The sequence below is a fragment of the Tenacibaculum sp. L6 genome, assembly GCF_028823685.1.
Classification (GTDB): domain Bacteria; phylum Bacteroidota; class Bacteroidia; order Flavobacteriales; family Flavobacteriaceae; genus Polaribacter.
The window spans coordinates 1-22,556 of sequence record NZ_JAPEHZ010000037.1 but is presented as its reverse complement, the minus strand read 5'-3'; the positions used below and the strand labels follow the sequence as shown (position 1 = coordinate 22,556).

24 protein-coding genes and 1 pseudogene are annotated in these 22,556 nt (G+C 32.1%); 19 read left to right on the top strand and 6 right to left on the bottom strand.

Going from position 1 to position 22,556, the window contains the following annotated elements:
* The 16 genes from ligA to OU788_RS08220 all read left to right on the top strand — a co-directional run.
* Nucleotides 1-1,845 (top strand): NAD-dependent DNA ligase LigA (gene ligA / locus OU788_RS08295; RefSeq protein ID WP_274634742.1); only part of this gene is annotated, 1,845 nt, incomplete at its 5' end.
* Between the two features lie 169 nt (nt 1,846-2,014).
* Complete coding sequence (locus tag OU788_RS08290; protein ID WP_274634741.1) at nt 2,015-2,671, top strand: lysoplasmalogenase; 657 nt, start codon at nt 2,015-2,017, stop codon at nt 2,669-2,671.
* A 7-nt stretch (nt 2,672-2,678) separates the two neighbouring features.
* Entirely contained in the window at nt 2,679-3,386 is a 708-nt protein-coding gene (locus OU788_RS08285) for a helix-turn-helix transcriptional regulator (protein ID WP_274634740.1), read from the top strand.
* Between the two features lie 48 nt (nt 3,387-3,434).
* The gene (locus OU788_RS08280) at nt 3,435-3,893 is read left to right on the top strand and encodes a GyrI-like domain-containing protein (protein ID WP_274634739.1); all 459 of its coding nucleotides are present in this window, start codon (nt 3,435-3,437) and stop codon (nt 3,891-3,893) included.
* Nucleotides 3,894-4,019: 126 nt separating this feature from the next.
* Complete coding sequence (locus OU788_RS08275) at nt 4,020-5,093, top strand: esterase-like activity of phytase family protein (RefSeq protein ID WP_274634738.1); 1,074 nt, start codon at nt 4,020-4,022, stop codon at nt 5,091-5,093.
* A gap of 28 nt (nt 5,094-5,121) precedes the next feature.
* Nucleotides 5,122-5,634: a DUF6913 domain-containing protein gene (locus OU788_RS08270; protein WP_274634737.1), complete on the top strand. Its 513-nt coding sequence runs from the start codon at nt 5,122-5,124 to the stop codon at nt 5,632-5,634.
* Nucleotides 5,634-6,509 (top strand): 4-hydroxy-tetrahydrodipicolinate synthase, encoded by an 876-nt coding sequence (dapA, locus tag OU788_RS08265; RefSeq protein WP_274634736.1) that lies wholly within the window; start codon nt 5,634-5,636, stop codon nt 6,507-6,509. The genes OU788_RS08270 and dapA overlap by 1 nt, the downstream gene beginning before the upstream one ends.
* Before the next feature lie 99 nt (nt 6,510-6,608).
* A complete protein-coding gene (locus OU788_RS08260) occupies nt 6,609-7,124 on the top strand; it encodes a ferritin (protein WP_274634735.1) in 516 nt (171 codons plus the stop codon).
* Nucleotides 7,125-7,256: 132 nt separating this feature from the next.
* Nucleotides 7,257-8,069, top strand: coding sequence for an outer membrane protein assembly factor BamD (locus OU788_RS08255; protein WP_274634734.1), 813 nt, complete (start codon nt 7,257-7,259; stop codon nt 8,067-8,069).
* 3 nt (nt 8,070-8,072) lie between these two features.
* Complete coding sequence (locus OU788_RS08250; protein ID WP_099216414.1) at nt 8,073-8,393, top strand: DNA-directed RNA polymerase subunit omega; 321 nt, start codon at nt 8,073-8,075, stop codon at nt 8,391-8,393.
* Between the two features lies 1 nt (nt 8,394).
* Nucleotides 8,395-9,606 (top strand): bifunctional phosphopantothenoylcysteine decarboxylase/phosphopantothenate--cysteine ligase CoaBC, encoded by a 1,212-nt coding sequence (gene coaBC / locus OU788_RS08245; RefSeq protein WP_274634733.1) that lies wholly within the window; start codon nt 8,395-8,397, stop codon nt 9,604-9,606.
* A complete protein-coding gene (porD, locus tag OU788_RS08240) occupies nt 9,599-10,489 on the top strand; it encodes a type IX secretion system protein PorD (protein WP_274634732.1) in 891 nt (296 codons plus the stop codon). The genes coaBC and porD overlap by 8 nt, the downstream gene beginning before the upstream one ends.
* Before the next feature lie 102 nt (nt 10,490-10,591).
* Entirely contained in the window at nt 10,592-12,244 is a 1,653-nt protein-coding gene (recN, locus tag OU788_RS08235; protein ID WP_274634731.1) for a DNA repair protein RecN, read from the top strand.
* A gap of 51 nt (nt 12,245-12,295) precedes the next feature.
* The gene (locus OU788_RS08230) at nt 12,296-13,108 is read left to right on the top strand and encodes an enoyl-ACP reductase FabI (protein WP_274634730.1); all 813 of its coding nucleotides are present in this window, start codon (nt 12,296-12,298) and stop codon (nt 13,106-13,108) included.
* A gap of 95 nt (nt 13,109-13,203) precedes the next feature.
* Nucleotides 13,204-13,983 (top strand): DUF3050 domain-containing protein, encoded by a 780-nt coding sequence (locus OU788_RS08225; RefSeq protein WP_274634729.1) that lies wholly within the window; start codon nt 13,204-13,206, stop codon nt 13,981-13,983.
* Nucleotides 13,983-14,936 carry a glycosyltransferase gene (locus OU788_RS08220; protein WP_274634728.1) on the top strand — a complete coding sequence of 318 codons (954 nt, stop codon included), beginning with the start codon at nt 13,983-13,985 and terminating at the stop codon, nt 14,934-14,936. Before OU788_RS08225 ends, OU788_RS08220 begins: the two co-directional genes overlap by 1 nt.
* Before the next feature lie 48 nt (nt 14,937-14,984).
* Here OU788_RS08220 and OU788_RS08215 read toward each other — a convergent pair whose 3' ends face one another.
* The 4 genes from OU788_RS08215 to prfB form a co-directional block, all read right to left on the bottom strand.
* Nucleotides 14,985-16,115 (bottom strand): M16 family metallopeptidase, encoded by a 1,131-nt coding sequence (locus OU788_RS08215; RefSeq protein ID WP_274634727.1) that lies wholly within the window; start codon nt 16,113-16,115, stop codon nt 14,985-14,987.
* The gene (locus tag OU788_RS08210; protein WP_274634726.1) at nt 16,075-17,769 is read right to left on the bottom strand and encodes a M16 family metallopeptidase; all 1,695 of its coding nucleotides are present in this window, start codon (nt 17,767-17,769) and stop codon (nt 16,075-16,077) included. Before OU788_RS08210 ends, OU788_RS08215 begins: the two co-directional genes overlap by 41 nt.
* A 120-nt stretch (nt 17,770-17,889) precedes the next feature.
* A complete protein-coding gene (gene arsC / locus OU788_RS08205; RefSeq protein ID WP_274634725.1) occupies nt 17,890-18,231 on the bottom strand; it encodes an arsenate reductase (glutaredoxin) in 342 nt (113 codons plus the stop codon).
* A gap of 118 nt (nt 18,232-18,349) precedes the next feature.
* Complete coding sequence (gene prfB, locus OU788_RS08200; RefSeq protein ID WP_274634724.1) at nt 18,350-19,444, bottom strand: peptide chain release factor 2; 1,095 nt, start codon at nt 19,442-19,444, stop codon at nt 18,350-18,352.
* Between the two features lie 36 nt (nt 19,445-19,480).
* Between prfB and OU788_RS08195 the strand changes: the two genes are divergently transcribed.
* Nucleotides 19,481-20,500, top strand: coding sequence for a threonine aldolase family protein (locus OU788_RS08195; protein ID WP_274634723.1), 1,020 nt, complete (start codon nt 19,481-19,483; stop codon nt 20,498-20,500).
* A 36-nt stretch (nt 20,501-20,536) separates the two neighbouring features.
* Here OU788_RS08195 and OU788_RS08190 read toward each other — a convergent pair whose 3' ends face one another.
* Together OU788_RS08190 and OU788_RS08185 are read right to left on the bottom strand one after the other, a co-directional pair.
* Nucleotides 20,537-21,145: a hypothetical protein gene (locus OU788_RS08190; protein ID WP_274634722.1), complete on the bottom strand. Its 609-nt coding sequence runs from the start codon at nt 21,143-21,145 to the stop codon at nt 20,537-20,539.
* A 4-nt stretch (nt 21,146-21,149) separates the two neighbouring features.
* Nucleotides 21,150-21,644, bottom strand: a complete 495-nt coding sequence (locus OU788_RS08185) for an RNA polymerase sigma factor (RefSeq protein ID WP_274634721.1) — start codon at nt 21,642-21,644, stop codon at nt 21,150-21,152.
* 150 nt (nt 21,645-21,794) lie between these two features.
* On the opposite strand from OU788_RS08185, the gene OU788_RS08180 reads away from it, so the two are divergent.
* Both OU788_RS08180 and OU788_RS08175 read left to right on the top strand, forming a co-directional pair.
* Nucleotides 21,795-22,211, top strand: coding sequence for a DUF2141 domain-containing protein (locus OU788_RS08180; protein WP_274634720.1), 417 nt, complete (start codon nt 21,795-21,797; stop codon nt 22,209-22,211).
* A gap of 27 nt (nt 22,212-22,238) precedes the next feature.
* Nucleotides 22,239-22,556 (top strand): annotated as a pseudogene (locus tag OU788_RS08175) (histidine kinase); the annotation flags it as partial.

Here is a 22,556-nt window from a genome sequence, read left to right as displayed (position 1 = left end):
TTTGATCCAAATTCACCAACACAACGAGTAGGGGGAGAAATAACTAAAAATTTTGAAACAGTTACTCATAAACATAGGATGTACTCGTTAGATAATTCGTATTCTAAGGAAGATTTATTGGATTGGGAAAAGCGTGTCCAAAAGATCTTAGGAACTGATCAAATTGAATATACGTGTGAGTTAAAATATGATGGAGCCTCTATTAATCTTACTTATGAGAACGGTGAGTTTGTACAAGCGGTGACACGAGGAGATGGTTTTCAAGGAGATAATGTAACTACGAATATTCGTACTATAAAATCAATTCCATTATCATTAAAGTCTGATTTTGTTCATGATTTTGAGATGCGAGGAGAAATCATTTTACCGTTAGACGGATTCAATAAAATGAATGAAGAACGTATTGCGAACGACGAAGAACCGTATAGAAATCCTCGTAATACTGCTAGTGGAAGTTTAAAACTGCAAGATAGTGCAGAAGTAGCGAAGCGCCCGTTAGATTGTTTGTTGTATCAGCTAGTAACCCGAGAGCGTAAATATGCTTCACATTTTGAAAGTTTAGAAGCTGCTAGAAAAGTTGGATTTAAAGTTCCAGACACCATTGTTTTAGCAAAGTCGATAGAAGAAGTGTTAGACTTTGTAAATGAATGGGATGTAAAACGCCACAGCTTACCTTATGAAACGGATGGAGTAGTGGTAAAAGTAAATTCATTTCAGCAACAAGACGAACTAGGATATACTTCAAAAGCACCTCGTTGGGCAATTGCCTATAAGTTTAAAGCGGAACAGGTTTCAACAGTGTTGAATGAAATTACGTATCAAGTAGGTCGTACAGGAGCAATAACTCCAGTTGCAAACTTAGAACCTGTGCAGTTAGCAGGAACAATTGTAAAAAGAGCTTCATTGCATAATGCAGACCAAATAGCAAAACTAGACGTACGAGTAGGAGATACTGTTTTTGTTGAAAAAGGTGGAGAAATTATTCCGAAAATTGTAGGTGTTGATTTAACAAAACGTCCAGAAGATTCTGTTCCTACGCAATACGCAACGCATTGCCCTGAATGTCATACTGAATTGGTGAGAACAGAGGGTGATGCAAAACATTATTGTCCGAATGAATTTGGTTGCGCACCACAAATTACAGGAAGAATCAAGCATTTTATCAGTAGGAAAGCTATGGATATTGATGGTTTAGGTGGTGAAACGGTTGATTTATTACGTAAAGAAGGATTGATAAAAAATTACGCAGATTTATATGACTTGACAGTAGAGCAGGTTATTCCGTTAGAAAGAATGGCTGAAAAATCAGCACAAAATATGATTGACGGAATTGAGAAATCGAAAGAAATTCCGTTTGAAAAAGTATTGTTTGCACTAGGAATCCGTTTTGTAGGTGAAACTGTAGCTAAAAAGTTAGCAAAGCAGTTTAAGTCAATCGATAATTTAATGAATGCTGATTTCGAAACGCTTATTGCGGTTGACGAAATTGGGGATAGAATTGCACAAAGTATTATTGATTTTTCAAATGATTTAGGAAATATTGAATTGATAAATCGATTAAAATCATACGGAGTTCAGCTAGAAGTTTCTGCAGAAAGTTTAGAAGGGCAAACCGATAAATTAGCAGGAAAAGTATTTGTTGTTTCAGGAGTTTTTCATCAAATGAGTAGAAATGAACTTAAAAAAGCGATTGAAGATAACGGAGGAAAAGTATCGAGTTCAATTTCTAAAAAAACAACTTATATTGTAGCAGGTGATAATATGGGACCTAGTAAACTTACAAAAGCTGAAAGTTTAGGAATTCCAATTATTTCTGAACAAGATTTTATCGATATGATTGGATAGTTTTAGACAGTAGACAGTAAAGTTTATTTGTTTATGGGTTTAACTGTTTATAAAGTTCAAAAGTGAAAAGTGAAAAATTTTATGAGATTATTTGTGATGTAAGTGTAAAAAGAACAAATTTAAACATCTAACATCTAACATCTAACATCTAACATCTAACATCTGAAAAATGACTAAACAAACTAAAATTACCATAGCTTCCATAGTGTTTTTATTAGTTGCTATTGCTGATGTATATGGAGTAATAACTCAAAACAAAACCATCGAAATGATTTTTAAACCGTTGCTAATGACAACACTTGCAGTAGTGTATTTAGTATCGGTAAAAAAGCCAAGTTTTTGGTTGTTGTCAGCTTTGTTTTTCTCTTTTTGGGGAGATGTATTTCTATTAGATAAAGAGAAATTGTTTGTGTTTGGTTTAGGGGCTTTTTTAGTAGCGCATATCATCTACATTAAAATCACTGCGAGTTTTTTACATAATGATTCAGCAACAAAAATTATAACCTCTGCAATTCCGTTTGTGTTATTATTTACAGGATTGTTAGGATTGATTTATGACAATTTAGGTGATATGTTATTGCCAGTAATTGTATACGGAATTACAATTTCAACTTTTGGTACTGCGGCATTGTTACATTATCGTCAGCAAAAAACAACTTCGAGTTCTTGGTTATTACTGGGAGCAATTTTGTTTATAGCATCTGATAGTTTAATTGCTTTAAACAACTTTTATACGCCAAAACACTTATTTAATATTGCTATTATAGTATTGTATATCGTTTCTCAATACTTAATTGTTAAGGCAATAATAGCTAAAGAAAAGTAAGGCTCTAATGGAAAAACCGAGGTTAACAAGGTTAACTCAAATTGTAACTTTACTACAATCAAAAAGATTACTAACGGCTAGAGAATTAGCCGATAAGTTTCAGGTAAGTTTGCGAACAATTTATAGAGATATTAGAACATTAGAAAGTTCAGGTATTCCGGTAGTTACTGAAGAAGGAAAAGGATATTTCTTACGAGAAGGATACCAATTACCACCAATTATGTTTTCAGAAGAAGAAGCTAATGCGCTGATAACAGCAGAGCAGTTAATTCTGAAAAATAAAGATGCTTCACTAGTAAAAAAGTATAGCGAAGCCATTACCAAAATCAAAGCAGTTTTAAGGTATTCACAAAAAGGAAAAGCTGATTTATTATCTCAAAGAATTGCTTTTAGAGCAAATATTGAAAAAGAACAATCGAGTAATTATCTTATTCAAATTCAGTCAGCAATTACAAATTTTCATTTACTAGAGTTAGCTTATTTATCTCTTGAAAATAATTTTACTGAAAGAATTATAGAACCTTTTGCTTTATACAGTACGAATGAAAATTGGTTGTTAATCGCCTATTGCCGATTGAGAAATGAATTTCGAGTGTTTAGGTTAGATTGTATTCAGAGCATGAAGGTTTTAAACGATACTTTTCCTCCTCATAAAATGACTTTGGAAGAGTACTTTAAAATTTGTCAAGAAAAATATGGCATACCCCTGACATAGGGTTGACATAGTGGGGGTTTATTTTTGTTGAAAATTAAAAAACAAAAGATGAATACAGAACAAAAAGAACCGTTTTACATTGTTGGAATTTCAGTAAGAACTACTAACGAGAATCAACAAGCAGCAAAAGATATACCTGCTTTATGGCAGCGATTTATGTCAGAAAATATAGCTGAACAAATACCTAACAAATTTTCAAATGAAGTATATGCTGTGTATACCGATTATGAATCAGATTATACCAATCCATACACAACAATTATTGGTTGTAGGGTAAATGAAATTGGTAATATCTCCGAAGGATTGGTGAGTAAAAGAATAGAAGCTCCTAAATATAAAAAATATGTAGTCAAAGGAGACTTAGCTAATAATATTGTGTACAATAAATGGTTGGAGATTTGGGATGAAGAAATAAATAGGGCTTATACTTCCGATTATGAAATTTATGGAGCAATGGCGTCGGATTCAACAAATGCAGAAGTAGAAATATTTATAGGAGTAAATTAACATTAAGGGCGGTTTTAAACCGCTCTTTTTGTATAAGTAAGGTTCTTTCATGTTTGATAAAATCTATTAGGTTAGACGCTATAAATTTTAATGCTTACATAAACTAAAAACAATACTTTTGTAGGTATGAAAAAAATAGCAATAGCCTTGTCAGTTTTTGGTTTACTGGCGTGTAAACAACAAAAAATCTCACTTAAGTTTTTAAATGAATACGTAGTAAAAGATTCTTTACAGATTGATAATACCGTAATAGGAGGGATTTCAGGAATCGACTATTATAATAATCAATATTATATGGTTGTTGATGACGCGGCAAATCCGAGGATTTTGATAGGTGATATTGTTGTTAAAAACGACTCGATTCAATCGGTAAGTTTTGAAAAAGTTATTGTAGTTGATACTGTTAATCAGTTTACTAAAAACCATGTGTTAGATTTAGAGTCTATTTTTATTCAAGACGGAGTTATTAATCTAACAAGTGAAGGTTCAATTCAGTATAAAAAAGATCCGAGTATTTTTCATATAGATACAAAAGGGAATTTTATAAATGAGGTAGTTATACCAAATTATTTCAAAGCCACTTCAGAAGCAAAACCTAAACATAATGGAGTTTTTGAAGGTTCATCAAAAAGTATTGATGATAAAGGCTTTTGGGTAGCAATGGAAGCTCCGTTAGAGGCAGATGGAGAAGAACCAGCATTTCATGAGACACAATCACCTGTTAGAATAACTTATTACGATAAGAACACAAAAGAAGCAACTAAACAGTATGCTTACCAATTAGAAAAGATTGATAAGCCTGCTAAGGGAAATGTGAATTTAAATGGAGTAACGGCTATTTTAGAGTATAAAAAAGATCATTTTTTTATCATCGAAAGAATTTATCAAAGTGGTTATGGAAGTCATGGAAATGTAGTTAGAATTTTTAAAGCCACAATTGATGATACTTCAACAAATACACTAGCTATAGAATCATTGAAAAATGAAAAATATACACCATTAAAAAAAGAGTTATTACTAGATTTTAGTACTGTTGAAAATCAACTAACAGACGGAATTATAGATAATATAGAAGCAATTACTTTTGGCCCAACCTTAACAAGCGGCAATAAATCGTTAATTCTAGCTTCAGATGATAACTTTCAAGTGTATGGTAAACAATTGAATCAGTTTTTATTGATAGAAATTGAAGAGAAATAAATAAATTAGCTACCCCTAATTTTCATACATGATAAGTACATTAAAAAGTAAATCTATTCAAAAAGAATACGATAAGTTAATTGCTAAACAAGGCAAAAAATCACACAAGAGTTCTCAAGTTAAAAAGGTAGCGATTTTGTTAGATAATGAGGCTTTGGTTAATGTTGTGTTAGCAAATTTAGCAAACAACTTTCCGTTTAAAAAAGAAGATGTTGCGGTATTGGTATTTAGAGAATATTCTAAGAAAGAAGAGCCTTCACCACAGTTTTTTACTGAAAAAGATTTAGGATTTAAAGCGAGTTTAAAATCCGACAATTTGAAAGATTTCGTTAAAAATGATTACGACTTACTTATAAACTATACAAAAACCTCCAACTTATTAACGAATGTAATAACTTTGTTGTCGCAAGCAGATTTAAAAGCTGGTTTTGCTGAAATTGATGACAGATTATACGATATTGTTGTGTCTGACGAAGGTTTTAATGAAGCAGTTTTAAATCAAGAGTTAAAAAAATATCTAACGATTTTAAATAAAATATAATGCAAAAGTTTGTAGGAACAGGAGTGGCTTTGGTAACTCCTTTTAACGAAGATTTAAGTGTAGATTTTGATGCGCTTAGAAAGTTAGTAAACTATAATATTGAAAACGGTACAAACTATTTAGTAATAAATGGAACTACTGGAGAAAGTGCAACCATTACTAAGGAAGAAAAATTAGAAATAATAAAGGTTGTAATTGAAGAAAACAATGGTCGTTTACCTTTAGTTTTAGGAGTTGGAGGAAACAATACGCAAACAGTTGTAGAAGAATTACAAACGTTAGATTTAACTGGAATCGATGGAATTTTATCGGTAGCGCCATATTACAGCAAGCCAACTCAAGAAGGTTTTTATCAGCATTATAAAGCAGTTTCTTTAGCAAGTCCTAAACCAATTATTTTATATAATGTTCCTGGAAGAACTGCAAAAAATATGGAGCCAGCGACTACTTTACGATTGGCAAGAGACTTCGAAAATATTGTAGCTGTTAAAGAGGCAGGAAACAACCAACAACAGTATTATGAGTTGTTAAAAGATAAACCAGAAGATTTCTTAGTAATTTCTGGAGATGATGATTTAGCTTTAGGTGTGGCTTTAGCCGGAGGATCAGGAGTTATTTCTGTAATCGGACAAGCATTACCAAAAGAATTTTCAAAAATGATTCAGTTAGGATTAGAAGGAAAAGCTAAAGAAGCGTATGAAATACATTATCAATTAATGGATATTGTAAACTTAATCTTTGCTGAAAACAATCCAGCAGGAATCAAAGCAGTATTACAAAAATTAGGAATTTGTTTAGATGAAGTGCGTTTGCCATTGGTAAAAGCATCAGAAGAATTACAAACTGAAATTTCAGATTTTATTGACAAGATGTAATTTTTCTAAATAAAATTTAAAAATACAAAAGACTACAATTTCGTTATTGTGGTCTTTTTTTAGCATCTTTGTATAAAGATTACAATTAAAACAGAAAATATGTTATCAAAAGTAATAGAGAAAGCATTAAACGATCAGATAAGAGTAGAAGCAGAGTCTTCACAAATATATTTAGCAATGGCATGTTGGGCAGAAATTCAAGGTTTTGAAGGTGTTGCACAGTTTATGTATGCACATTCTGATGAAGAGCGTATGCACATGTTAAAGTTAGTAAAGTTTGTAAATGAACGTGGAGGACATGCACATGTTTCAGAATTAAAAGAGCCACCAGCAAAGTTTGGATCTTTCAAAGATATGTTTCAAACATTATTTGATCATGAAGTAATGGTGTCACAATCAATTAATGATTTAGTGCATATTACCTTACAAGAAAAAGACTATGCTACACATAATTTCTTACAGTGGTATGTGTCTGAACAAATTGAAGAAGAGGCGTTGGCACGTAATATTTTAGATAAAATTAATTTAATTGGAGACGATAAAGGAGGTTTGTACTTGTTTGATAACGATGTAAAGCAAATTGTAGCACAAACATCAGCTGCAGCTCAGCAATAAGATTAACAAACATTTAGTAACTTTTTTGAAAAATTATAAGAGATTTTATAGTTTCTTGTAAAACTCTATTTTAGAGTAAAAAAATCGTTTTAATAATCCATAATTAATCACTAATTTTGCCAGATGCAAAAAATGAAAAATCTAGCGTATATTGTTGTGATGCTTTTAGTACTAACTTCATGTGGAGAGTATCAAAAAGTATTAAATAAAGGAACTGTAGAAGATCAATACAAAATGGCTGTGAAAATGTACGAAGCACAAAAGTACGGAAAGGCCTTACGATTGTTTGAGAAAATTGTACCTTCATACAGAGGAAAACCACAAATGGAGCGCATTCAATTTATGATAGCACAATCTAATTTTAATGAGAAAAACTACAGTTTAGCTGGTTATTATTTTAATAGATTTACTGGGAATTACCCAAAGAGTTCTAAGCAAGAAGAAGCGGCTTTTTTATCAGCATTAAGTTATTATAAAGCAGCTCCTAGTTTTAGTTTAGATCCAACAGATACAAACAAAGCGTTAGAGTCTTTTCAAAAGTTTATAGATGCTTATCCAGATTCTGACAAGCAAGAAGAGGCAAATAAATATTACACAGAGTTACGCTCTAAATTAGAAAAGAAATATTTCGAAATAGCAAAAACATATTATAGAACTGCAGATTATGATTCGAGAAATTACAAGGCGGCTATCGTTGCATTTGATAATTTATTAGAAGATTATTTAGGAACCAAGTATAAAGAAGAAGCTTTGTACTATCGTTTAAAAGCAGCGCATGATTTTGCAATGAAAAGTACGCAACGTAGAAAAGCAGAAAGAATAAAAGAAGCAGTAAAAGCGTACGACAAGCTTAAAAGAAACTTCCCAGAATCAAAATTCATGGAAGAATCAAACGAAATGTTAGCAACATTAAACAAAGAACAAGAACAATTAGTTAAAGGTTAAAAAATGGATTATAAAGAAACGAAAGCGCCGTTAAGTACTATAACTTATAATAAAGAAGCTATCGAGGCTCCAACGCATAATATTTATGAAGCTATTTCTATTATAGCAAAGAGAGCTACACAAATTAATTCTGATTTAAAAAAGGAGTTAGTAGATAAGTTAGATGAGTTTGCTACTTATAACGATAGTTTAGAAGAAGTTTTTGAAAACAAAGAGCAAATCGAAGTTTCTAAATTTTATGAGCGTTTACCTAAGCCACATGCTATTGCGGTAGAAGAGTGGTTAAATGGTAAAGTTTATTATAGAACTCCAGAGACAAAATAATATGTCTGTACTAAGCGGTAAAAAAGTTTTACTTGGTGTTACCGCCGGTATAGCGGCATACAAAACAGCGAACTTAGTTCGCTTATTTATAAAATCGGGCGCAGAAGTCAAAGTAATTATGACTCCTGCGTCTAAAGATTTTATAACACCTCTTACACTTTCCACCTTATCAAAAAATCCAGTTCATTCTACTTTTTACGATAAAGAAGATGAAAATGAATTGTGGAATAATCATGTAGATTTAGGTCTTTGGGCAGACATTATGTTAATTGCTCCAGCAACAGCCAATACCTTGTCTAAAATGACAAATGGTACGTGCGATAATTTATTATTAGCAACCTATTTGTCGGCAAAATGCCCAGTGTATTTTGCACCTGCGATGGATTTAGATATGTACCAACATCCATCAACAAAAACTAGTTTAGAAAGCTTACAAAGTTTTGGAAATATTTTAATTCCTGCTACTTCTGGTGAATTAGCAAGTGGATTGGTAGGTGAAGGTCGTATGGCCGAACCTGAAGATATTGTTGATTTTATTGAGAAAGATATAGTGTCTAAGTTACCACTTCGTGGGAAAAAAATATTGATTACCGCAGGACCAACTTATGAAGCGATAGATCCTGTTCGTTTTATTGGAAATCATTCTTCTGGTAAGATGGGGTTTGAAATTGCAAAAACAGCTGCTAACTTAGGAGCTGAGGTGTTTTTAATTGCGGGTCCATCACATCAACAAGTAAACCATTCATTTATTCATAGAATTGATGTAAAGTCAGCAGAAGACATGTATGACGCTTGTCATCAATATTATGCTGATGTAGATGTAGCAGTGTTATCTGCTGCAGTTGCCGATTACAGACCAAAAAATGTGGCAACTCAAAAAATAAAAAAGAAGGAAGCAGCGTTAAGTATTGAGTTAGAACCAACTAAAGATATCCTAAAATCATTAGGAGAAATTAAGAAAAATCAGTTGTTAGTTGGGTTCGCCTTAGAAACGAACGATGAGGTACAAAACGCAAAAAGTAAGCTTACACGCAAAAATTTAGATTTTATTGTATTAAATTCGTTACGTGATGAAGGTGCTGGTTTTGCAACCGACACCAATAAAATTACAATTATTGATGCTGATTTGAACGAAAAATCATTCGGTTTGAAGTCAAAAAAAGAAGTATCAAAAGATATCGTTAACGAAATAATACAAAAATTAGATGCGTAAATTAACCTTTATAGTTTTTCTTTTTTCAATTGTTTTTTCTTCTCATTCACAAGAATTAAATGCCACGGTAATTATCAATTCAGATAAAGTACAAAGCAGCAATAAACAAGTATATCAAACCTTACAAAAGGCGTTAACAGAGTTTATCAATGATAAACAATGGACGAACCAAAACTTTAAACAGCAAGAGCGCATTAACTGTGCATTTAATATTATTATAAACGAACAAAACGGAAGTAACTTTTCAGGTACTTTGCAAGTACAGTCTACACGACCAGTTTATAACTCTACCTATGCAACGCCAGTTTTAAATATTAACGACACGAATTTTAACTTTCGTTATAATGAGTTTGATCCGCTAATTTATAATCCAACCGTTTACGAGTCTAATTTAATTTCTATGATAGCTTTTTATGCGTATACGATCATAGGAGTAGATGCTGATACCTTTGCTTTAAAAGGAGGAGAAAGCTATTTAAAGCAAGCAGAAGGTATTATGTTGTTAGCACAATCTAGCGGAGAATCAGGGTGGCAAAATGAAGTTGGTAAGCAAAATCGTTTTGCTTTGATAGATAACTTGTTGTCTTCAAAGTTTAGCGCGCTACGTAGTATTTATTACAACTACCACCGTAATGGGTTTGATAACCTTGCAGATAATAAAAATTCGGCAAAAGAAGCTATAGAAAAAAGTGTTTTAGATTTAGATAAACTATTTAATATTGCTATAGGAAACTACATGATTCGTGTTTTTTTAGATGCAAAAGGAGATGAAATCGTAAATGTTTTTTCAGATGGAATTCCGTCTAAAAACCAATCACAAATGCTTACTGTTTTAAATAGAATTGCTCCAACCTATAAAAATAAGTGGAAAAATATTAAGTAAGTAAAAGTTTATAAACTGTTGAAAATTCAATAGACTTCTTTAGTTTTTGATCGATATAATTCAATCAAAATCCTTACTTTTATTCCTTTTAAAGAATAAAATTTGTTAACACATTTATCCATACAAAACTACGCGCTAATCAATCAGTTATCGATTGATTTTACAGAAGGTTTATCTATTATTACTGGTGAAACTGGAGCAGGAAAATCTATTTTATTAGGAGCTTTAGGTATGGTAATGGGTAATCGTGCCGATTTATCTTCACTTAAAGACACTGAAAAAAAATGTGTAATTGAAGCACAGTTTTCACTTGAAGGTCATGATTTACAAGAGTTGTTTGTAGAATTAGATGTAGATTATGAAGTGGAGACGATTATTAGAAGAGAAATTTTACCTTCAGGAAAATCACGTGCTTTTGTTAACGATACTCCTGTAACCTTATCGGTGCTTTCTGCTTTAAAAACGAAACTGATAGATATTCATTCACAACATCAAACCTTGCAGTTATCGGACGAGAGTTTTCAATTTTCTGTAATTGATGCTTTAGCAAAAAATCAAGCTAAAATAGCCTCTTATAAAAGAGGGGTACGTGCCTATAACAAATTGAAAAAGGAGTTAAAATTTCTTCAAGAAGAAACTGAAAAATCAAAAGAGCAGTACGAATACAACTTACACTTGTTTAATGAATTAGAGGACGCAAAATTACAAGCAGGTGAGCAAGAAGTTTTAGAAGAAAAGCTAGATAAATTAAACAATATTGAAGAAATAAAGTTGAATTTATCGGAAGCTTTAGGTGTGTCAATAAATGAAGAAATTGGAATTCAAATTTTATTACATTCCTTAGAGAATAAATTGCAAAAAATAAGTTCATATTCAAAACAATATGAAGAGTTAGCGAATCGTGTTACGAGTGTTAAAATTGAGTTAGACGATGTGGTTACTGAATTGGAAAGTGCTAATGAAGAAGTGGAGTTTAATCCTAATGAAATAGAAGAGTTGAATGATAGATTGCAGTTAATCTACAATCTTCAAAAGAAACATTCTGTAGCAACGATAACTGAGCTACAAGAAATCCATGAGTCGTTAAGTGAGAAAGTAGCGCAAGTTGAAGACGCTGGAGGATTGATAGGAAAAAAGGAAGCAGAAATTAAAGAAGTTGCTCAAAAACTAGATGAAGTAGCCAATATGATTACTACATCACGAAATAAAGTCATTCCAAAGTTAAAAAAAGAGCTAGAATATCTTTTATCGGAATTAGGAATGCCAAATGCTCGTTTTGCTATCGAATTACAACCTTCTGAAGACTATTTATCCAATGGAAAAGACAATTTAGAGTTCTTATTCTCTGCGAATAAAGGAGGGAATTTTGGTGAATTAAAGAAGGTGGCATCTGGTGGAGAATTGTCGCGAATCATGCTGTCCATCAAAAAAATATTATCAGAAAATATACAATTACCAACGATTATTTTTGATGAAATAGATACAGGAGTTTCAGGAGAGGTTTCTAACAAAATAGCAAAAATAATGCAGGATATGGGAGCGAATATGCAGGTAATAACTATTACACATTTGCCACAGATAGCTTCAAAAGGTGTGCAACACTATAAAGTATTTAAAGGGGAAGAGAAAGGAGTAACAACCTCTAATTTAAAGTTATTGTCAGATGACGAACGAATTAGAGAAATAGCTGAGATGTTAAGTGGAAAAGACGTTTCTGAAAGTGCTTTAACTCATGCAAAAGAATTATTAAATTAAGAGTATATTTGCTTTCTAAACAAACAACGATAGACTAAAATATTTTAAAATATGTATAATTTATTAAAAGGAAAAAAAGGAATTATTTTTGGAGCATTAGATGAAAATTCTATTGCATGGAAAGTTGCTGAACGTGCTCACGAAGAAGGAGCAGAGTTTGTATTAACCAACGCGCCAATCGCTATGCGTATGGGAGGTATCAAAGATTTAGCAGCAAAAACCGGATCTGAAATTATTCCTGCTGATGCGACTTCTATGGATGATTTAAACAACTTAGTTGAAAAGTCTATGGAAATTTTAGGAGGTAAAATCGATTTCGTTTTACACTCAATCGGTATGTCAGTAAATGTACGTAAAGGAAAACACTATACAGATTCTAATTACGATTTTACAACGAAAGGATGGGACGTTTCTGCGGTATCTTTTCACAAGGTAATGAACGTTTTATACAACAAACAAGCCATGAACGAATGGGGAAGTATTGTTGCATTAACGTATATGGCAGCACAACGTGTATTCCCAGATTACAACGATATGGCTGATAATAAAGCGTATTTAGAAAGTATTGCTCGTAGTTTTGGATATTTCTTTGGAAGAGACCACAAAGTACGTGTAAATACAATTTCTCAATCACCAACTCCAACAACAGCAGGTCAAGGAGTAAAAGGATTTGATGGGTTTATTTCGTATGCTGAAAAAATGTCTCCATTAGGAAATGCAACAGCGTTAGAATGTGCAGATTATACAATTTCATTATTCTCTGACTTAACGAAAAAAGTAACTTTACAAAACTTATTCCACGATGGAGGTTTCTCTAATATGGGAGTAAGTGATGCAGTAATGGAAAGATTTACTGAAGAGTAAATTAACTTGTACCTTGAGCGTAGTCGAAAGGTACTGAAAGAATATAAAATTAAATGCAAATCGTTAGATTTGCATTTTTTATTGATAGCTACAAAATGAACAATATTTTACAGATAGAAAAGGAGTTAGCACCGTTAAGACAACAGTTAAAAGAGCACGAATTATACAATTCGTTACAACATATTAATGATGTAAAACTATTTATGGAATCGCACGTGTTTGCTGTATGGGATTTTATGTCATTGCTAAAAGCGTTACAGCGAGAGCTTACTTGTGTAACCTTACCTTGGTTACCTGCTGTAAATACAAAAACAGCACGTTTTATTAATGAAATAGTGCTAGGAGAAGAAACTGATGTAAACGAATTAGGAGAGCCTAAAAGTCATTTTGAGATGTATATTGATGCTATGCGTCAAGCAGGAGCGAATACTACTCAAATTTCAAGTTTTATTTCATGTATTATTGACGGAAAGCCTGTTGAGCAAGCTCTAGAAAATTGTTCGATTATTAATGAAGTAAAAGACTTCGTAAACTTTTCTTTTGAAGTTATTAAAACAGGGCAAGCACACATTATTGCATCAAGTTTTACCTTTGGAAGAGAAGACGTGATTCCTGATATGTTTTTAGAAATTGTAAAAAATACGGAAGAGAAAGAAGGAAGTTCATATAGTAAACTTACTTATTATTTGAATAGACACATTGAGCTAGATGGTGATGAACACGGACCGTTATCATTACAAATGATAGAAGAACTATGTGGTGAAGATCAGCAAAAGTGGGATGATGTGTTATATTACGCGAAAGAATCACTACAGAAAAGAATTCAACTTTGGGATGGAATCGCTAAACAAATCAATCAAGCAGTTTTAGCGTAATGAATCTACAATTTTCAATAATAGTACCTGTTTACAATCGACCTCAAGAAATTGATGAGTTGTTGGAAAGCTTGACAAAACAAGAGTTGAAAGACGATTTTGAGGTACTAATTGTTGAAGATGGTTCAGAAAATGCATCTGAAGAAGTTATAAATAAATACATTTCACAACTTAATCTAAACTACTTTTTTAAGGAAAATAGCGGAGCAGGAGCGAGTCGTAATTACGGAATGGAGCGAGCCTCAGGAAACTATTTTATTATTTTAGATTCCGATGTTATTGTTCCGCCACAGTATTTATCTCAAGTAAAAAAAGCGTTAGAAGAAAATTATACGGATGCTTTTGGAGGGCCTGATGCAGCGCATCCTAATTTTACAGCTTTACAAAAAGCAATTAATTATTCGATGACTTCGGTGTTAACCACAGGAGGAATTCGAGGTAAGAAGAAATCTGTAGGGAAATTTCAACCAAGAAGTTTCAATTTAGGGCTATCGCAGATAGCTTTTAGTAAGACAAAAGGTTTTTCTAAAATGAAAGCAGGAGAAGATATTGATTTAACTTTTCGTTTGTGGGAAAACGGTTTTGAAACACAACTAATAGCTAAAGCTTTTGTATATCATAAACGTAGGAGTACTATTAAACAGTTTTTTAAGCAAACGTTTGCTTTTGGTACAGCTAGACCTATTTTAAATAAAATGTATCCTGAAACAGCTAAATTAACTTATTGGTTTCCGAGTTTGTTTATTATAGGAATTGATATTGCGATCATCGCAGTTTTCTTTGGATATTGGCAATTGTTGGCTTTTTACGGAATTTACTTTACTTGTATTTTTTTAGATTCTCTAATTCAAAATAAAAATCTACAAGTAGCTTTATTGAGTGTTGTTACAACTCTTACTCAGTTTTATGGCTACGGATTAGGTTTTTTAGAGTCTAGGTTTCTAAAAAAATAAAAGCTCCCAATTTCTTGAGAGCTTTTGTTAATTATAATTTTTTTAAAATTATTTTTCAGGATTTAAAACTCCTAAGATATATCCGTTAGTTAAATATTTCTTAGCTACTTTTTGAATATCTTTTGTCGTTAAAGAATTTACACTCTTTTCAAAAGAAGCTACGTCTGAAGCATCGTTGTTTTGGTAGTCTACATTTTTAATAGTACTTAACCAAAATTGATTCTTTTTAAGATCTTCTTTGTAGTCAGCAATCATTCCTTTTTGAGCTTTCATTAAATCTTCTTTTGTAGGTCCATTTTTAACTACAGAAGCAACTTCAGCAACAGAAATGTTCTTTAATTTTTCAACATTTTCAGGTGCACAAGGGTATGCAATTGTAAAGTTATACCAACCGTAAGGCATTTTGTTTATGCTACCACGAGCACCAGCAGAATAAACACCACCTTCTTGCTCACGTAGTTTTTCAATTAACTTAATTCCTACAACTTCTCCTAAAACTTTAAAGGCTAAAGCATCTTTTTTGTTGTATTTTGCTTCTCCTTGGTAGGTAATACGAACGTTACTTTTAGGATCTTTTCCTTTTTCTACTATTTTAGTGTGTGAACCTGATAAAGGTCTGAAATCAGTAACATTATATTTTTCGTTTGAATTTTTCCCTGGCAAACCAGCAATATATTTAGTTGCGTATTCAGCAAGTTTCTTTTCATCAACATTTCCAACAAAATAGAAGTTAAAGTCTCCAGCATCTGCAAAACGCTCTTGATACTTTTTATATGCTAAGTTATAATCAGTAGCATCGTATTTTTCAGGAGAAGGAAAACCTGTATGACGAGGGTCTTTTTCATGGATAAAATCACTCATTTCTTTTTGGAAGAAGAAATTAGGACTAGCCAATAAGTTTCCTAAAAAGCTTTTGTTTTTGTTGATGTATGAATTGAAAGCTTTATCATCTTTGTTTAAAGAGGTAAAGTACAAGTGTACCATTTGGAATAATTCTTCTAAATCTTTAGGTGTAGCAGAACCTCTAAATCCTTCACTTATTCCACCGATATAAGGAGAAACACGAACGATTTTACCAGACATCATTTTAGATAAATCTGTTTTAGAGAAGCCATTAATTCCTGCTTCAGAAAGTCCGCTATTTGCAAAAGCAGTAGCTTGCTTCAAATAAAACTTCATCGTTTTTAAAGTCAGTTTTCTTATAAGTAACCTTAGCTCCGTTGCTTAAAACCATCGTTTTAGTACCTAAATCTTTGTTTTCAGTAATCTTAGTAATAGTACCAGGAGTTGGTTGCTTTGTAATTAAAGAAGCAGCTACAGCTTTATCTTCGTAAGGTTTTAACTCTTTAGTTTTAACGTTGTTTAAAGCATCTAATACTTGTTGTTCAGTTACTACTTTTTTAGGTCCAGTAATAACTACAACACGGTTATCATCATGTAAATAGTTTTTAATTAAGCTATTTACTTCTTCTAATTTTACAGAAGGCACTAACATTTGGTGTGCTTGGTATTCCCACTCGATACCTGGAATTGGCTCTTGCTCTAAGAAATTGTTAACATATTGACCAATAATTCTACTAGACTCTCTTTTGTCTTTGTCTTTAAAAGCCTTTTCCATACGAGCATTAACGCTCATTTTTGCACGATCTAATTCTCCTTGTTGAAAACCGTATCTTTTAACACGCTCGCTTTCATCTAATAAAGCTTGTAATCCTTTTAATTGACCATCGGCACTTACACTTGCTCTTGATTGGTAAGCTTCTTTACCACGAGCCCAAGTTCCACCATGATAACTAAATCCGTAAACAAAAGGAGGATTTTCGCTATTACGTAATTCGTCTAAACGATTGTTAATCATTTCAGCAAAAAGCGATTGAACAATTGAATTTCTGTAATCAGCAACAGTTGTTTCTGGTTTTGCTTCATCATAATCTTTGTACATTAACTGTACACTAGCAAAAGGAGCTTCTTTATCAGCTTCAATCGCGATAAAAGTTTCTTTGTGATTTTTTAATGGAGCAACTTCTCTTTTGCGAGGATTTTTAACTGCTGGTATTTTACTAAAGTGCGATTTGATTTTTTCTTCTAAAATGTCAACACTTACATCACCAACAGCTATAACAGCCATTAAATCTGGACGATACCAATCTTTGTGAAAACGACGAATACTTTCGTGTTTAAAATTTTCTATGTTTTCTTTAGTACCAATAGGTAATCTTTCAGCATATTTAGAACCATGCATTACCTTTGGTAAATACTTTTCTAACATACGGCTGTCAGCCCCTCTACGAGAACGGTATTCTTCTAAAACTACACCACGCTCTTCATCAATGTCTTTTCCTTCTAATAAAGCACCATGCGCCCAATCTTCAAGAATTTGAAATCCTTTTTCTAGTTTTTCTTGGTCATCACTTGGAATAGGCAAGATGTATACAGTTTCATCAAAACCTGTATAAGCGTTTAAGTGTGCTCCAAACTTTACTCCGATAGATTGCAAATAATCTACCAATTCGTTCTTTTTAAAGTTTTTGGTACCATTAAAGTTCATGTGCTCCATAAAGTGAGCTAGCCCTAACTGGTCATCATCCTCTAAAATAGAACCTGCATTTACAACTAATCGTAATTCTACTTTGTTGGCTGGTTTCGGATTTTGTTTGATGTAGTAGGTCATTCCGTTTGATAGTTTTCCTATCTTAACTGAAGGATCAGTCGGAATGTTCATAGCAGTTACTTTTTCTTTTTTGTTTAGCTTTTGTTGTGTTTCTTTTAAAGCTTGACTATACCCCGTGGAAATAATGAAGGCCAGGGATAGTCCTAATACTACTTTTTTCATAGTGAATGAATTTTTAATTTGAGAGCAATTTACAAGGAATTATTAATAAACTAAAGAATTAGTTATTTAAATTGTGTTAAAATAAAAAAGCTCCCAAATTTTTGAGAGCTTTTAAAATAGTTAGATAATTTCTTTGATGGTTTCAGGCGGACGACCAATCACCGCTTTGTTACCGTTAATAACGATTGGACGTTCTATTAATTTTGGATTATCAACCATTGCTTTGATAATTTCTGAATCTGATAATTCTTTTCCTTTGAAATTGTCTTTCCAAATTTGTTCATTTTTACGAACCAATTGAATAGGAGAAATATCTAATAAGCTGATGATTTCTTTTAATTCTTCTTCGGAAGGAGTATTGTCTAAATATTTTACAACTTCAAATTCTTTTGAAGAGTTTTCTACAATTTCTAAACCCTGACGTGATTTAGAACAACGTGGATTATGGTATATTTTTATCATTTTATTGTTAGTTTATATATAAAGTTATAGAGTTTATAAAGTTGAAAGTTATAAAGTTTTTTAATTTTGCCAACAGCCAACAGCCAACAGCCAACAGCCAACAGCCAACAGCCAACAGCTAATCTTCTTTTTGCCCCATCATCATTAAATAGGCTTTTAAAAATGGATTGATATTTCCGTCCATAACAGCATCTACATTTCCTGTTTCATGGGCAGTACGAACATCTTTTACTAATTTGTATGGGTGCATTACATAGTTTCGAATTTGACTTCCCCATTCGTTTTTCATCTTGTTCGCCTCAATTTCATCTCGAGCAGCCAATCGCTTTTGTAATTCAATTTCGTATAGTTGAGATTTCAACATTTGTAACGCAGTAGCTCTGTTATCGTGCTGCGAACGTGAATTAGAACACTGAATTTGAATTCCAGTAGGTTTGTGTACTAGTTGCACTTTCGTTTCAACTTTGTTTACATTTTGTCCACCAGCGCCACTAGAACGTGCTGTGGTAATTTCAATATCGGCAGGGTTTACTTCAATTTCGATAGAATCATCAGCAACTGGATATACATATACAGAAGCAAAGGAAGTATGACGTTTAGCATTGCTATCAAAAGGAGAAATACGCACCAAACGGTGTACACCATTTTCACCTTTTAACCATCCAAAGGCATAATCTCCTTCAAACTCTAAAGTAACTGTTTTAATACCAGCTACATCACCTTCTTGGTAGTTCAAGGTCTTTATTTTATACCCTTGTTTTTCGGCCCACATAGTGTACATTCGAGTTAACATCTCAGCCCAATCACAACTCTCAGTTCCACCTGCTCCTGCAGTAATTTGTATAGTGGCACTAAGACTATCTCCTTCTTCAGAAAGCATATTTTTAAATTCGATATCTTCTAAAAAAGTAGCTGTTTTTTCATATTGCTCTCCAACTTCACTATCTTCAACATCACCTTCTTTATAAAAATCGTACAAAACTGTTAAATCGTCGTTCATAGCCGTAACAGTATTGTAATCTTCTACCCATTTTTTCTTAAAACGAAGAGATTTCATAATAGCTTCAGCCTCTTTCGGATTGTTCCAAAAATCAGGATTTGCTGTTTTTTCTTCTTCATTTGAAATTTCAATTAACTTCTTGTCAATCTCTAAATATCCTTTTAACTTGCCAATTCGTTCAGCGATATTTTTAAGCTGTTCGTGTGTAATCATAGATGCAAAAATACATTTTAAAAATCGTAGTTAGAAATGGAAATAAACTTAATAAGTGATACTGTAACAAAGCCAACTCAAGGGATGTTGGAAGCAATGATGAGAGCTAAGGTAGGAGATGATGTTTTTAAAGCAGATCCAACAGTGAATTTGTTACAAGAAAAAGTAGCGGATATGTTTGGGATGGAAGCTGCGTTATTTTTTCCTTCGGGAACCATGGCGAATCAGACAGCGATTAAGATTCACACACAACCAGGTGATAGAATGTTTTGTGATAAATGGGCGCATGTGTATAACTATGAAGGAGGAGGAGCAGCATTTAATGCAGGAGTAACATCTTGTTTAATTGATGGAAATAGAGGAATGTTTACAGCGGAACAATTAGAAAGTGTAGTAACAGGTAGGAATGATATTCATACTCCGTTTAACCGTTTGGTATGTGTTGAAAACACTACCAATAAAGGAGGAGGAGCTTGTTGGGGTTTTGAAGAGTTACAAAAGATTCAAAGAGTAGCAAAAGCAAATGATTTGGCGTATCATTTGGATGGAGCACGTTTGTTTAATGCGTTGGTAGCAAAAAATGAAACTCCGAAGCAGTATGGAGAGTTGTTTGACACAATTTCAATCTGTTTATCAAAAGGTTTAGGAGCTCCTGTAGGTTCAGTATTGGTAGGGAGTAAAGCACATATTGAAAAAGCGTTACGTGTACGTAAATTGTTTGGAGGAGGAATGCGACAAGCAGGTTTTTTAGCCGCTGCTGGAATTTATGCGTTAGATAATCAAGTAGAACGTTTAGCAGAAGATCATCAAAAAGCAAATGAAATAGGAAAGGTGCTAGAAAGTTGTTCGTATGTAAAGAAGGTAGAGCCTATTGAAACGAATATTGTTATTTTTTATGTGGATGATTCAATAAAATCAGATGATTTTATGAAAAAGATGGCTGATAAAGGCATTTTGTTAATTTCTATGGGAGAAGGAAAAATACGAATAGTTACCCACTTAGATTATACTGATGAGATGCATGAGAAATTATTAGAAGAGTTGAAGTTATTTTAAATAAAAAGAGAGGTTGTTTTACAACCTCTCTTTTTTTTAGTTTAATTCTTCAAGTTTAGCTAACTCTTTGTAGTTTTTATTCAGCTTACGTAACAAAATTCCATATAGTAATTGGTAAAAGCACCATAAAATCACTACCATAATAATTAAGACTACTATAGTAATAATCATAGAAATTAAAATTTGTTTAGAATTGAATTCTGGATGAGTTTTAAGTGTAGCAATAGAAACAATAACTCCAAAAATAAAGACATATAACAAATTAAATAGAACATAGTACTTTACAGTTTTTCTTGTTTTAATAATCTTGTCCATTAAAGTTTTTGTTGAGTCAACTACAGATATACTTTTATAATTTAAATAAAACTTAATTAAAAAATAAAATAGTATTGGATAAAGAACAAACTGTGAATAAAACATGAAGTTGTATAATCCAAGCTGTCTGTACTCATTATAAGCCTCTTCCATATCAACAACAAAATACAAAGAGTTCAATAAAACAAATTCTAAAATTCCAATAATAAAAATCCATTTTACTATTGATGATGACTTGGAGTGTGCCATCTTATATATATCGACCTTAGAAACTTTACGTGTTTCTTCAGGTTGATTTTCCCAAGCTTTTTTATATTTATCTAAATCCATTAATTTATGGGTTTAATACTTTTTTTAATTTATCCTTTGCTCTGTTCATTTTTACTCGAGCGTTTACTTCACTAATACCTAAAGTGTCAGAAATTTCTCTGTAAGATTTATCTTCCAAATACAAAAAGATTAGCGCTTTATCAATATCATTTAATTTACGTATTGCACTGTATAGTGCTTTTAATTGTAACTCTTCTGTGTCGTCATAATCCTCTGCTTTAATTTTAAATGAATATTCTGAAATGTCTTGTGTTTGTATAGTTCTAGTTGATTTACGATATAAAGAAATTGCAGTGTTAAGTGCTACACGATACATCCATGTACTAAATTTTGCATCTCCTCTAAATTTGCTGTAATTTTTCCATAGTTGAATAGTGATTTCTTGAAACAAATCATTGTGAGCATCTTGGTCGGTCGTGTAAATTCTACATACCTTATGTACAATGTTTTGATTGGCTTCGAAATCGTCTAAAAATTTATTTTCTAGTTCTTTTTCCACAAAGTTTGATAAAGTTGATATGTTATAAGTAGCCTAAAAATACAAATTGTTACAACTCATCCTAAAAAAAATACAATTCAGTTTGTTTTTGTTTTTAAAAGCTGATTTCTAGAAGAGATTTGTACAAGAATTAACCATAAAAACAACATTATGAAATTTTTTACACACATTTTAATCGTAATAGTAGTGTTTACTGTCGAAACAATTTCTGCTCAAAAACAGAACATCACAGCTACAGTTGTTAACGCAACATCAGATGTTGGAAACATCAAATATGCGTTATATACTAAAGAGAATTTTAGAAAAGAACCAGTACAAGCAAAAGAAGCTAAGATTAAGGAAGGAAAAAGTACTGTAGTATTTGAAAATATACCTACTGGTGAATATGCAATTATTTGTTTTCACGATGCAAATAATAATAACAAAATGGATTTTGAACCAAGCGGAATGCCTTTAGAAGATTATGGAGCATCAAATAATAATTTATCTCGTTTTGGCCCTCCACGATATGAAGAGGCTAAGTTTTTAGTTAAAGATAAAGATGTATCTTTCGAAATAAAATTTTAAAATCATATGAAACCCTCATCAAAAATAATGTTTAAGAGCCTTAAAAGTGATGTTTGGATTTGCTTAAAACTTACGATTGTTTTCGGTATAGTTTTTACGTTAATAAATCAAGCATTTACTTTAAAAGAAGCAGGGTTTGTGTTTTTATTTTCAGGAATGTATTCATTTATTCTTGGATTAGGTAATGGTATTATTAATGATTATTTAAGTGCTAAGTGGGATTGGGTTACGCAAACCAATCAGCGAGTTTGGTGGGGAATTATAGCAACAGTAATTTATACGATAGTAGCAGTTTTAGGAATACATTACATTCAATATTTTGTAATATTTTCAAATAAAGTAGAA